This window comes from Enterococcus sp. DIV1096b, from assembly GCF_050498765.1.
GTDB lineage: Bacteria > Bacillota > Bacilli > Lactobacillales > Enterococcaceae > Enterococcus_D > Enterococcus_D entomosocium.
This window is the reverse complement of the sequence record NZ_JBMHEK010000001.1, coordinates 2,342,085-2,355,237: the sequence shown is the minus strand read 5'-3', so window position 1 is coordinate 2,355,237 and position 13,153 is coordinate 2,342,085. Positions and strand designations below refer to the sequence as shown.

At 44.4% G+C, this 13,153-nt stretch carries 9 protein-coding genes; 7 read left to right on the top strand and 2 right to left on the bottom strand.

What is annotated here, in order from left to right:
• Nucleotides 1–84 precede the first annotated feature (84 nt).
• The 3 genes from licT (at nucleotide 85) to IGJ17_RS11090 (ending at nucleotide 4,353) form a co-directional block, all read left to right on the top strand.
• The gene (gene licT / locus IGJ17_RS11100; RefSeq protein ID WP_005234912.1) at nucleotides 85–921 is read left to right on the top strand and encodes a BglG family transcription antiterminator LicT; all 837 of its coding nucleotides are present in this window, start codon (nucleotides 85–87) and stop codon (nucleotides 919–921) included.
• A gap of 116 nt (nucleotides 922–1,037) precedes the next feature.
• Nucleotides 1,038–2,909: a beta-glucoside-specific PTS transporter subunit IIABC gene (locus IGJ17_RS11095; protein ID WP_429961390.1), complete on the top strand. Its 1,872-nt coding sequence runs from the start codon at nucleotides 1,038–1,040 to the stop codon at nucleotides 2,907–2,909.
• Nucleotides 2,910–2,925: 16 nt separating this feature from the next.
• Nucleotides 2,926–4,353: a 6-phospho-beta-glucosidase gene (locus IGJ17_RS11090; RefSeq protein WP_016613531.1), complete on the top strand. Its 1,428-nt coding sequence runs from the start codon at nucleotides 2,926–2,928 to the stop codon at nucleotides 4,351–4,353.
• Between the two features lie 106 nt (nucleotides 4,354–4,459).
• Here the strand turns inward: IGJ17_RS11090 and IGJ17_RS11085 are convergent, their stop codons facing one another.
• The gene (locus tag IGJ17_RS11085; protein WP_429961389.1) at nucleotides 4,460–6,163 is read right to left on the bottom strand and encodes a sensor histidine kinase; all 1,704 of its coding nucleotides are present in this window, start codon (nucleotides 6,161–6,163) and stop codon (nucleotides 4,460–4,462) included.
• Nucleotides 6,160–7,683: a response regulator transcription factor gene (locus tag IGJ17_RS11080; protein WP_086332547.1), complete on the bottom strand. Its 1,524-nt coding sequence runs from the start codon at nucleotides 7,681–7,683 to the stop codon at nucleotides 6,160–6,162. Before IGJ17_RS11080 ends, IGJ17_RS11085 begins: the two co-directional genes overlap by 4 nt.
• 168 nt (nucleotides 7,684–7,851) lie before the next feature.
• Here IGJ17_RS11080 and IGJ17_RS11075 point away from each other — a divergent pair, with 168 nt between their 5' ends.
• From IGJ17_RS11075 to IGJ17_RS11060, 4 genes are all read left to right on the top strand, one after another.
• Nucleotides 7,852–9,141, top strand: a complete 1,290-nt coding sequence (locus tag IGJ17_RS11075) for an ABC transporter substrate-binding protein (protein ID WP_008378836.1) — start codon at nucleotides 7,852–7,854, stop codon at nucleotides 9,139–9,141.
• A 61-nt stretch (nucleotides 9,142–9,202) separates the two neighbouring features.
• Nucleotides 9,203–10,078 (top strand): carbohydrate ABC transporter permease, encoded by an 876-nt coding sequence (locus IGJ17_RS11070; RefSeq protein WP_005225588.1) that lies wholly within the window; start codon nucleotides 9,203–9,205, stop codon nucleotides 10,076–10,078.
• On the top strand, nucleotides 10,075–10,896 hold the full coding sequence (locus tag IGJ17_RS11065) for a carbohydrate ABC transporter permease (RefSeq protein WP_008378833.1): 822 nt from the start codon (nucleotides 10,075–10,077) through the stop codon (nucleotides 10,894–10,896). Before IGJ17_RS11070 ends, IGJ17_RS11065 begins: the two co-directional genes overlap by 4 nt.
• Nucleotides 10,897–10,936: 40 nt before the next feature.
• A complete protein-coding gene (locus IGJ17_RS11060) occupies nucleotides 10,937–13,129 on the top strand; it encodes an alpha-galactosidase (RefSeq protein WP_429961388.1) in 2,193 nt (730 codons plus the stop codon).
• Nucleotides 13,130–13,153: the final 24 nt, after the last annotated feature.

Sequence of the window (13,153 nt, the reverse complement as noted above, 5' to 3'; positions counted from 1 at the left end):
TGGCTCTGAGGATTGTTACCGCTTTAGGCGGGCTATACCTATTTTTTTGTGTGAAGAAATCTAAAGAAGAATAGGGTCGTTAAAATGAACGTAACAAAAGTGATCAATAACAACATTGTGATTTCTGAGAATGAGGAAAAACAAGAATTGGTCGTCATGGGCAAAGGCTTAGGCTTTAAGAAAAAGCCGGGCGATGCGATCGACGATACCAAGATTGAAAAAGTCTATCTCAGTACACAAGAGTGGAATGTCACAAAACTAACCCAATTACTTTCTTCTATCCCTATCGAACATATTCAAGCAGCGAATGAGATCATCAGTTTTGCAAAAGTTTCCCTTGGGAAAAAGTTGAGCGAAAAATTGTTTCTGACGCTGACCGATCATATCAATTATGCTATCGAGCGCTATCAAAACGGCATGGAAATTAAAAATGCCTTGCTATGGGAGATCAAGCGGTTTTATAACCATGAATACCTCATTGGCAAAGAAGCGTTATCGATCATTAAAAATCGCTTGGCGATCGAGCTGCCGGAAGATGAAGCCGGCTTCATTGCTCTGCACATTGTCAATGCTGAGTTGGATATGGCGCAGGTCAGTCAAGTATCGGAAATGGCGAAGATCATTCAGCATATCCTAAACATCGTCAAATATCATTTTTCAATGGAGCTTGATGAGTATTCATTGAACTACGAACGCTTTGTGACCCATTTGAAATTTTTTGTCCAGCGCTTATTCAGCGGTACAAAGCTCGATGATGCAGGAACCGGCAGTTTTATTTTTATGTTGAAAGACCGCTACATGAAGGAATATGCGTGTGCGTTGAAAATCAGTGACTACATCAACAAAGAATTCGGTAGACCGTTAGAAGAAGACGAATTGATCTATTTAACTATACACATCAAACGAATAACAAGTGCTTAGGATTGTTACTGGATTGGCAGGCTATACCTAAATGAACTCCCAAGGGGTTTGTTTAGGTATTTTTTTATGGTTTGACACACAAAAAACAAGCGAAAGACCAAAATAGGAGGAACGACATGAATTACAAAGAGTTAGCAAAAACGATCATCACCAATGTTGGTGGGGAAGAAAATATCCAAAGCTTGACCCATTGTGCGACACGCTTGCGCTTCAACTTGAAAGATGATAGCAAACCCCAAGAAAGTACTTTAAAACATACACCAGGGATCATGGGTGTGGTCAATAAAGGTGGGCAATACCAAGTAATCATCGGCAGTGATGTTGGCAATGTCTACAACGAAATCACTGCCCAAACCAATTTAAACAGTGACCAAGAAACAGCAGAAGACGATCGCGGACGTGTTGCGAAAGTCATCGATACGATCACCGGGATCTTCACTCCAATATTACCAGCCATCACGGCAGCTGGGATGCTAAAAGCGGTTCTTTCATTGCTAGTGGTCTTCAATGTCTTGACGGCAGAGAGTCAAAGTTACCAAATATTAAACTTTATGGCGGATGCGGCGTTCTACTTCTTGCCGATTTTGCTGGCTGCTTCTTCTGCACAAAAATTCAAAGCCAATATGTATTTAGCTATGATGGTAGGGGGGATTTTACTCCATCCGAACTTTATCGCGATGGTGACAGCAGTCAATGAGGCAGGCGGCGGCATCCATTTATTCGGCTTGCCGATTTCACCAGTGAGTTATTCATCATCGGTTATCCCAATCATCTTGAGTGTTTGGTTTATGTCTTACGTTGAACCGATCGCCGATAAAGTCTCGCCAAAAGCAATCAAATTCTTCAGCAAACCGTTGCTAACGATCTTCGTCGTAGGGACAGTAGCATTAGTTGCTTTAGGCCCTCTAGGCTACATGATCAGTGAAGCGATCTCTACAGGGATCCAAGCCTTAGAAACGGTTAGCCCATGGATCGTTCCATTACTGATTGGCGCCTTCACACCATTGTTCGTGGCAACTGGTACCCACTATGGATTGGTTCCTATCGGTATCAACAACCGGATGACCACAGGTTATGACACAGTGATCTACCCTGGCATGCTGGCTTCAAACGTCAGTCAGGGAGCTGCAGCTATCGGCGTTGGTTTTAAATCAAAAGATTCTACGATCAAACAACTGGCATTTTCTGCTGGTCTGACTGGGCTATTCGGCATTACTGAACCGGCGTTGTATGGGGTCAATTTGCGGTTTAAAACACCCTTGTATGCAGCAATGATCGGTGGCGGATTTGGTGGTCTATTTATGGGGATCATGCGTGTCCGCAATTTCTCAGGCGGATCACCAGGCCTGTTGACTTTGCCAAGCTATATCGGCGATGACACCTTACGTCATTTGACCAATGCTTGTATCGGTGCGGCAATCAGTATCGTGATCACATTTATTGCGACATTATTCTTATACAAAGACCCTGTCACAGAAGAAGCACCTGAAGCAACACCGGCAGACAAAGAGCAAGAACCCGCACATCAAATCAGCGGCGCAGAGATCAAAGCACCTTTAAAAGGGGAACTAAAAAGCTTGCAAGCAGTCAATGACGGCATGTTTTCGGAAGAGATTCTTGGCCAAGGGGTAGCGATTGAGCCAACCGTCGGAGAAGTGCTAGCTCCAGTAAACGGGACTGTCACAGCAGTCTTTGATTCAAAACATGCCATTGGCTTGACTAGTGAGGAAGGCATTGAGCTGTTGATCCACGTGGGGATCGATACGGTGCAATTGAATGGCGAAGGCTATGCCTATCAAGCAGAAAAAGGGCAAAAAGTATCAGTCGGGGATCCATTGATTACGTTTGATATTGAATTTATCAAAGAAAAAGGCTATCCAGTAATCACGCCGATCGTTATCACCAACAGTACTGAAGTGGGGGACATTTTGACGGCTAACAGTGGCCCGATTACGTTTGGCGATCAAATCATCAAAGTGATCGGCTAAAAAAGGAGAATAAGACATGGGATTTCCAAAAAACTTTTTATGGGGCGGTGCAACAGCCGCCAATCAATGTGAAGGCGGGTTTGATCAAGGCGGGCGTGGGCTTGCCAATGTCGATGTAATTCCGACTGGCAAGGACCGCCGAGCAGTTATTACCGGAAAGCGTGAGATGCTTGCCTTTGAAGAAGGGTATTTCTATCCAGCCAAAGAAGCGATCGATATGTACCATCATTTCAGAGAAGATATCGCCTTGTTTGCGGAGATGGGCTTTAAAACCTATCGTTTATCGATTGCTTGGTCAAGAATTTTTCCGAAGGGGGATGAAGAAACCCCTAATGAAGAAGGCTTGCGCTTTTATGAAGAACTTTTTTTAGAGTGCCGTAAATACCAAATCGAACCCTTGGTGACGATCACGCATTTTGACTGTCCGATCCATTTGATCAAAGAATATGGCGGTTGGCGCAACCGTAAGATGATCACCTTTTATGAAAACCTTTGTCGAGCGATCTTCACTCGATACAAAGGATTGGTGAAGTACTGGCTGACCTTTAACGAAATCAATATGATCTTGCATGCCCCGTTTCTCGGTGCAGGGCTGACCTTTGCTGAAGGCGAAAATGAAGAACAAGTCAAATACCAGGCTGCTCATCATGAGTTAGTCGCAAGTGCGTTGGCAACAAAAATCGCCCACGAGATCGATCCAGAAAATAAAGTTGGCTGTATGCTGGCTGCGGCTAGTTATTATCCTTACAGCTGCAATCCGAAAGATGTCTGGGAAAGCAAAAAAAGCGATCGCGGCAACTATTTCTTTATCGATGTGCAATCGCGAGGAGAATATCCAAATTATGGTTTGAAGATGCTAGCTGATAAAGGAATCACTTTGGAACGAACCGCCGAAGATGCGGCTTTATTAAAAGCCCATACCGTCGATTTTATTTCCTTTTCATACTATGCCTCTCGGGTTGCTGCTTCAGAAGATTCCGGTGTTGAGAAAACGGAAGGCAACTTGTTCCCGACCATTAAAAACCCGTATTTAGAAGCGTCAGAATGGGGCTGGCAGATTGATCCGCTTGGTTTGCGAATCACGATGAATGATCTCTATGATCGTTACCAAAAGCCGCTTTTCATCGTCGAAAACGGTCTAGGAGCGGTGGATACGCCAAACGAAGATGGAAAAATCAATGATGTGTATCGCATCGACTATCTACGTGCGCATATCGCTGCGATGAAAGAAGCGATTGACCAAGACGGTGTGGAACTGTTGGGCTATACTTCATGGGGCTGTATCGATTTGGTTTCTGCAGGAACCGGAGAAATGAAGAAACGCTATGGCTATATCTATGTCGATCGCGACAATGAAGGCAATGGCACATTAGCCCGCAGCAAAAAGCAATCCTTTTATTGGTACAAAAAAGTGATTGCCTCAAATGGGGAAGACTTGGCTTAAGCCAGTTAACTAACGATTATCATTAAGGAAAGAAACGCCAGCGGAACAGAACTGCTCATGGAAGCAGCCTGGTTCTGTTGGCGTTTTTCTTATTTAACGAAAGAAATTATTCTGCTTCCTCCCGCTGGATCGGCAGCAGCAAGCGAACGGTGGTTCCTTCGTTGATGCGTGATTCTACAGTCAATCCGTATTTTTCCCCATAGAGCAGCTTGATACGCTGATCAATATTGTCCAAGCCAATACCCGAATAGTGTTCAAAATGGTTGGCGGAGCTGGTTGGGTGCTCTTCATTGAACCCGATGCCCGTATCGATGATCTCAATTTTCAGGCCTTCCTTACTGACACGAGAAAAAATCTGGATCAATCCTGAATCCTCTTCGGGAAAGGCATGCAAGTAGGCATTTTCAATAATCGGTTGCAAAATCATTTTCGGTACGAGAATATCTTCACAGCCATCTTCAGAAAAAATCGTCGATTGGATGCGATTGCCATAACGCACGTTCATTAAAACGAGGTATTCTTCCACGATCGCTAGCTCATCCTTTAAAGGGACGATCTCTTTGCGGTTAAAGGTATGCCGCAACAATTGGACAAAACTTTCAATCGCTTGGGTGGCGGCCTCTTGCTCGTTTTGCCAGATCAAAAACTTGATAGCAGTCAAGGTGTTGTAGACAAAATGCGGTTGGATCTGCATTTGCAGTGAACGAATCTCGAACTTGCGTTTTTCAGCTTCTGTAACCATTAAATGATCGACATAAGATTCCAAGTCCTCCAGCATCAAGTTATAGGCACGCCCCAATTCTCGCGTTTCATACGTCCCGTTGATGGTGACTTTATCGCTGAAATCGCCTTGCGTGACCGCCGGCAGCTTGGCGATCAGCTGATAAATCGGTTGGGTGATGTTGCGGATGATCCAAAATGCCAGCAGACTAAAGAGTAAAATACTGACGACAGAAATCAAAAGAGCTGGCTTGATCAGATTCATATTGCGTACCAGATGCGATTCATCCAAAACATCATAAAAAGTAAAGTGATACGAATAAAGGGGCAGCTGATTGATGCTAGTATCTCTTTTGACCGTGACGAGACGATCCTCAAACGGCATGCCTAAAAGGCTCGGATCAGAAGTGGAGAGAATTTGATTCTGCTCATTGACGATATAGATCGAGTGAAGACTGGTATCTAAGAGTTGACGATAGATCGAAGAAAAATCAGATTCCTTTAAGAAAATCAGGGCATAGCCGAAAATCGTTTCTTCTTTCATCAATTTGCGCACGTACATCAAGCCGGGGGAGTCGCTGGTGGAGGTACTTAAGCCTTGGTCCAAGAAATAATACTGACTGATGGCGTCATTGTCATTGATTTGCTGGATAAAGGTACTGGCGAGAAAATCATCCACCGATTGATTGCGAACCGCATCGTTTTGGAAAAAAGTACCCCCGTTGACCCCAATCAACACTAAATTTGAGGGGATGTCTTGAAACAAAGAGCGGGTGTCTTTTAATTGCTCGTTTAATTCTAAAATCGTACGGCCTTGATTCATGTCGCCTTCTAAGTATGTTTCAACGGCTTTGCTTTCATCGACGATGTCAAAAATCCGATGGATATTCTCGTTCAGACGCTCATAATCTTCTTGGATTTTTTCCAGAAGTAGCTGATTGGAGCTTTGGTACGAAGCAACATAGGCATCTTTCGAGCGACCATAGATCACGACGACGGTTAGCAGACAAACACTAATGACCCCGACGACAACAAAGAGGAAGATCCGACTGAATAATTCATTTTTCTGAATCCATTGGTTGATTTTCATAATTGATTCAACCGCCGATACTTCGATGGAGTGACCTGACATTCTTTCTTAAAGATACGAGAAAAATAGCTGATATCCGAATACCCGACCGCTTCACTGATTTCAGATAGATTCAGATCAGATTGTGTCAGCAGTTCTTTGGCTTTATCCAAGCGGGTTTTCTTTACATACTCAGAAAAGCTCATTTTCAGTTTCGCAGAAAGAAAAGCCGAAAGATAGGTGTAACTAAAATGAAAGGTTTCAGCCAGTTCAGACAAAGACAGACTTTTGGTGTAGTTGTCTTGAATAAAGCGCTGGATCGCAACGAGTAGATCATCTTCATCCAGCGGTGATAAGGTCGTCAGCTGTTGACGAATATCATCGATGGTCGCCAACAATAAATCAGAAAAATCTTCCAAATACTGCACGTGACCGATAGCATGCAAAAATTCAGCTTTTAAGCGGCTAAAGCGGGGAGCAGTGGGAAATTCTTCTTCCAAGCGGGAGAGTAACGTGTAAAAAATACTGCTGGCCTGCTGTTTTAAAAATGTCGGATCGACATTGGATAAAATCATGTCATTAAAATATTCCTCGATTCTGGTGATTCCTAGCAAAAAGTTGTTGTCTAACAAAGCCCGTAAGAACTTCTTAGTATCAAAGCGATCACTTTCGATGTACAAAAAGAGTTCGTGTTCTTGCACCAACCGTTGGCGTTTATAAAAAAACGATTGTCCTTGGCTTTTGGCTTTAAGGGTCACAAAATGATCCCGTAACTGCTCAATCTTTCGAAAGGGCACACTGAAAGTAAAGAAGGCATCTGGCTCGGTAAAACGCAATTGCTCCAGCGTTTCTTTCAAGGAGGAATAAACATCCGTTCCTTCTGGATAACTGATCACTAAGCCGGCATCTTTATTACTGGTTTGAAAAAAGAGCGTCTTTACCTGCGGTTGTGATTGAGTAAATTCTGTCAACGCATGTAGCAGCTGATTATTGGCACGAAAGCCGCTAAAATTGGTGGTCAAAATTTGGGCTTGCTGTTGCGGCTGACCCAATGCAAGAGAGTCCGCTAAAGGAGCCAACGGTTCTTCATACCCTGCTAAATAGCGATTCAACGATTCTTGCAGCTGCGTTTCCTCAGTCACGGAGCCTTTTGTATGTGACAGCTTTTGTGAGATGTTGTGCAGCGTCTTCAACAAGAGTGTCGGTGTCAGTGTCGGTTTTAAAAGATAATCTATGGCACCATTTCTAAAAGACTGACTGACGTATTGGAAATCATCGTAGCTGCTCAAGACCAAAAAATGGACTTCTGGATATTGTTGTTGAATGATCGTTGTGAGTTGAAGACCATCCATTTGTGGCATTTTCAAATCCGTGATCACGATGTCGGGATTTAACTCATGGATCAGCGCCAATGCTTCTTGCCCGTTCGCTGCATCGCCTAAGAGACGGAACCCTTCTTGCTCCCAACGTATCATATGTTTCAATCCATCTCGGATCGTTGCCTCATCATCAACGACTAAGACCGTGCGTAAAATAGTCATGGTATCCCCCCTATATCTCTTCTTTATTATAAACGCTTTCAAAAAAGAAAGGTATTGTAACTTTTTTCTATTTTTGGACAAATTTAGTAAGCTCTTTCATAATCATTGAATACGGTTACAAAATCAGTGTATAGTTAGCCTTGTAAATAAAAGGAAAGAGGGATAAAAATGAAAAAACTACTTGCATCGATGGTAACGGCGGCTGCAGTGCTGACTTTGGCGGCTTGCGGAAACAGCAACACAAGCTCTGGGGATTCCGGCGAGTCCTCAAACAAAGTCACGGTCTGGGCATGGGATGAGACCTTCAACATCAAGGCAGTCAATGAAGCCAAAAAAGTGTATGAAAATCAAGATGTCGATGTGGAAGTTGTGACGATGTCGCAAGATGATATCGTCCAAAAATTAAATACTAGTCTGGCATCAGGAAATACGGACGGACTGCCAAATATCGTCTTGATCGAAGACTACCGCATCCAAGGGTACCTTTCTTCTTATCCAGATGCGTTTAGTGATCTAACGGATATCGTGAATGAGGAGGATTTCTCCAGCTATAAATTTGCGGTCAATAAAGTCGACGATGTCATTTATGGGGTGCCATTTGACAGTGGCGTCGCAGGACTATTTTACCGCACAGATTATTTGACCGATGCAGGCTATGAGCAAGCGGATCTCCAAGATATTACCTGGGATGATTTTATCAGCATTGCCAAAGATGTCAAAGAAAAAACGGGTCACGCTATGATGTCGTTAGACCCAAGCGATCTTGGCTTGGCACGAATCATTATGCAATCGGCAGGCGAATGGTATACCGGTGAAGATGGCTCCACCGTGACCATCAAAGACAATGAATCCTTCAAAGCCGGTCTAAATGTCTTGGCAACATTGTTGAATGAAGGCTTAGTTGAACAAGTTTCCGATTGGGATGGCGGGGTCAATGCTGTTCAATCGGGGAATGTTGCGTCTGCGCCAACCGGTGCGTGGTATTCTAGCACAATTCAAGGCGCTGAAGATCAAAGCGGAAAATGGGCGATCGCTCCGATCCCATCCATCGCTGGCGATAGCAATTCAGTCAATGCTTCCAGCATCGGCGGAGCAGGCTGGTACGTGATCAAAGGGGTTGACGGCGAAGAAAATGCCAAAGACTTTTTAGCCAATACCTTTGCTTCAAACAAAGAATTGATGGGTACATTAGCTACCGAGATCGGTCTAGTTTCAACCATGAATGCTGCAGAAGAAACGGAAGAATATACGTCGGGTCTTGATTTCTATGGCGGTCAAAAAGTCTTCCAAGATTTCTCACAATGGTCACAAGAAATTCCAGCCGTGAACTACGGCAATCACACCTATGCCATTGAATCCGTCTTGACTGAAAGCTTGCAACGAGTGATCAACGGTGAAGACATCGATAAAGTATTAGAAGAAGCACAATCACAAGTGGAAGCACAAATTGCAAACTAATCGAACAACTTTACAGAAACTCGTGAGCGATCGCGAGTTTCTGTGTTAAGGGGGAATTACAATGAAAAACAAAACAAAAAATTGGTTTGCAAACGGCAATGCCTTTATTACCTTACCCGTCATTTTGATCACGATGCTGGTCTTTATCCCGATGGTCTCGGCATTGTTCACGTCATTCCAATCAGGACCACCGACAGCGATGACCTTTAACGGTCTTGGCAACTATCAGCGGATGTTGAGCGACTCAACCTTTAAAAAAGCCTTTGGCAATACGTTTTTATACTTATTAGTCCAAGTTCCGATCATGCTCTTTTTGGCGCTGATCGTATCGAACATATTGAATGACAAAAAATTGAAATTTAAAGGGCTGTTCCGCACCGCCTTGTTTTTACCATGTATCACATCCTTGGTTTCTTATTCCTTGATCATGAAAAGTCTCTTTTCGGCAAACGGGTTAGTCAATAACTTTTTGACGCAGCTACACCTGATCGATGCGCCGATCCAATGGTTGACAGATCCTTTTTGGGCAAAAGTACTGATTATTTTTGCCATCACGTGGCGTTGGACCGGCTACAATATGATCTTTTTCATCTCAGGCATGCAGAACATCGATCCAAGTATTTATGAAGCGGCAGAGATCGATGGCGCTTCAAAATGGGATCAATTCTTCAAAATCACGATTCCCAACTTGCGTCCAATCATCCTATTTACCACGATCACTTCAACGATCGGTACGCTGCAATTATTCGATGAAGTTCAAAATATTACTGGCGGTGGACCAGCCAATGCTACGACGACCTTGTCACAATACATCTACAATTTAAGTTACAAATTCACGCCAAACTTTGGGTATGCCGCTGCGGTCTCCTTTGTTATCGTGATTGCAATCGTGATTTTATCGATCATCCAAACGAAAATAGGAGGAAAAGAAAATTGAAAACAATCTCACTCACTTTAAAATACGTCTTTCTTGCGATTTTGGCTTTCATCTCTATTTTTCCATTTGTTTGGATGATCCTAGGGATGACCAATCAAACCTTTGATATCGTTGCCGGGAAAATCATGATTGGGGATCAGTTGGTCATCAACTTCCAAAATCTTTTTTCTTCCGATTTGAATTTTACTCGGGCATTAGGAAACTCAGCGGTGATTGCCGTGATTACTACCTTCTTTGCACTGTTGTTCTCCTCCATGGCAGGGTATGGCTTTGAGATCTATCGGACGAAAACCAAAGACCGTATCTTTAATATTCTATTGCTGTCGATGATGGTACCTTTTGCCGCTCTAATGATCCCGTTATATCGGATGTTCAGCAAGCTTAGCGGCACACCAATCGGGATCAATACCTTCGCTGTCGTGATTTTGCCCTCGGTCTGTACCGCCTTTTTGATTTTCTTTTTCCGCCAAAACATCAAGGCATTCCCTAGAGAATTAGTCGAAGCTGCTCGGATCGATGGCTTGAATGAACTGAGTATTTTCTTTAGAGTCTACATGCCGACGGCTAAAAATACTTATGCAGCTGCCGCGATCATTACGTTTATGGGCAGCTGGAACAATTATTTGTGGCCATTAGTTGCCTTGCAATCACCAGACAAACGGACCGTTCCACTGGTTCTTTCGGCTATGGGTGCTTCTTATACACCTGATTATGGCATGATGATGTGCGGCATTGTGATCGCCACACTGCCAACGGCCATCATTTTCTTCGTTTTACAAAAACAATTCGTCCAAGGGATGCTGGGATCCGTGAAATAAGCGGGGCATCAGCGAACAATTATAAAGTAGAGGGTACGATATGATTCTTTTTGACAAACAATTAAACGTCTTTCATTTAAGCAACGATCAAATCAGCTATCTCATACAAATAGAAGAAGGGGGCAATGTGGCACACCTTTATTTTGGAAAAAAAATCGCTCATTATTCTGGCGGCTATCGTTATCCACGTCTTGATCGGTCCTTTTCGCCCAATCCCCCAGACAGCAGCGACCGACTTTTCTCATTAGACACCTTGATGATGGAATTTCCTGGCAACGGCTTCGGAGATTTTCGAGAAGCAGCTTATAGGATTCGCCAGTCTAACGGTAGCCGAGTCATCCATTTTGTCTTTAGTGATTACCAGATTCAACAAGGCAAACCCGCCCTAGCAGGATTGCCTCAGACCCATGGTGCCGACGACGGGATCGAAACACTGATTCTGTCCTTAAAAGATGATGTGGCGGGACTCGAACTGCAGCTGTTTTACACGATTTTTGAGGATGCGGCAGTGATCGTTCGCTCAAGTAAAATAATCAACCACGGAATCCAGCCTGTTACGATCGAGCAGCTGGCGAGTCAAGCGCTCGATTTTCCTAACCGTCCCTTTGATTTGATCCACTTGCCGGGGGCGTGGGCGAAGGAACGCCAAGTCACCCGAGAACCAATCAATCGCGGCATCAAGCGTTTGGACAGCAAGCGTGGTTCCAGTAGCCATCAGCAAAATCCCTTTGCCGTCTTGCTGGAACCTAATGCTACGGAGTTTGCTGGGGAGTGTTTTGGTTTTAGTTTGCTGTATAGTGGCAACCATGAAATCATCATCGAAAAAGATCCTTACCATCAGACTCGTGTGATCATGGGGATCAACAGCCATCAATTTGCCTGGCAATTGCCGCCAACTGAAAGCTTTCAAGCCCCAGAAGCCGTGATTGCTTATAGTGAGGCTGGCTTGAACCAGCTGTCAGCCACCTATCATGACTTTTATGATGAGCATTTGATTCGGGGCAAATACAAAAAGCAAGAACGGCCGATCCTGATCAATAACTGGGAAGCAACGTACTTTGATTTCAATGAAGAAAAACTGGATGCCCTCGTTGATGAAGCGAAGGAGCTGGGAATCGAACTGTTTGTTTTGGATGACGGCTGGTTTGGTCAGCGAGAAGATGACCAAACCTCATTAGGCGATTGGTTTGAAAACGAAGGCAAGCTAGCTTCTGGCTTGGCAGGATTTGCCCAAAAAGTCCATGACAAAGGGCTGCAATTCGGGCTTTGGCTGGAACCAGAAATGGTTTCGGGCGACAGTGAACTGAACCGACAACACCCCGATTGGCTGTTACAAGTACCAAATCGCAAGCCAGCGCTTAGCCGCAGTCAGTATGTGTTGGACTTTTCTCGACAAGATGTCAGAGACCATCTCTATCAGCAATTATCCCAACTGTTTGATACGGTTGCCATCGACTATATCAAATGGGACATGAACCGCAGTCTGTCGGATGTCTATTCCTTGCTCCTCGATCCTGCCCAGCAAGGGGAGGTCGCGCATCGCTATCTGCTGGGCTTGTATGAGTTCCTAGAGAAACTGACCACTGCCTATCCGACGATCCTGTTTGAAGGCTGTTCTGGCGGTGGCGGGCGCTTTGATGCCGGTTTCTTGTATTATATGCCGCAGATTTGGACCAGCGACAACACCGACGCCATCGCCCGCTTGAAGATCCAGTATGGTACCAGTCTGGTCTATCCGCCATCCACCATGGGGGCACATGTCTCGGCGATCCCGAACCATCAGACCCAACGGGCAACGGATCTAGCGATTCGCGGCAATGCTGCGATGTCTGGCTTGCTGGGCTATGAGCTTGACTTAACACAGCTGACAGAAGAAGAAAAAGCGCAAATCAAAGAACAAATCACTTTTTATAAAAAACATCGGCGCCTGCTGCAGTTGGGCCGCTTTGTTCGACTGCTCAGCCCTTATGAAGGCAATGACGCCGCCTGGCTGTATGTTTCTCAGGATAAAAAAGAAGCGATCGTCTTTTACTTCCGAGTTTTAGCTGAAGCCTCTGCACCATTGGTTACTTTAAAGCTGGCTGGTCTTGATCCTGACCTCACCTATCAAAGTGGGGGAGAGAACTTCGGTGGCGATGAATTGATGCAACTCGGGTTATATATCGATCCTCATTTAGCAGGGGATTACGCCACGCAGCGGTTTCATTTTGTTGCAAAAGTGCCCCACGAATGAAAAAAGCGTTCCGTCAAAACATGC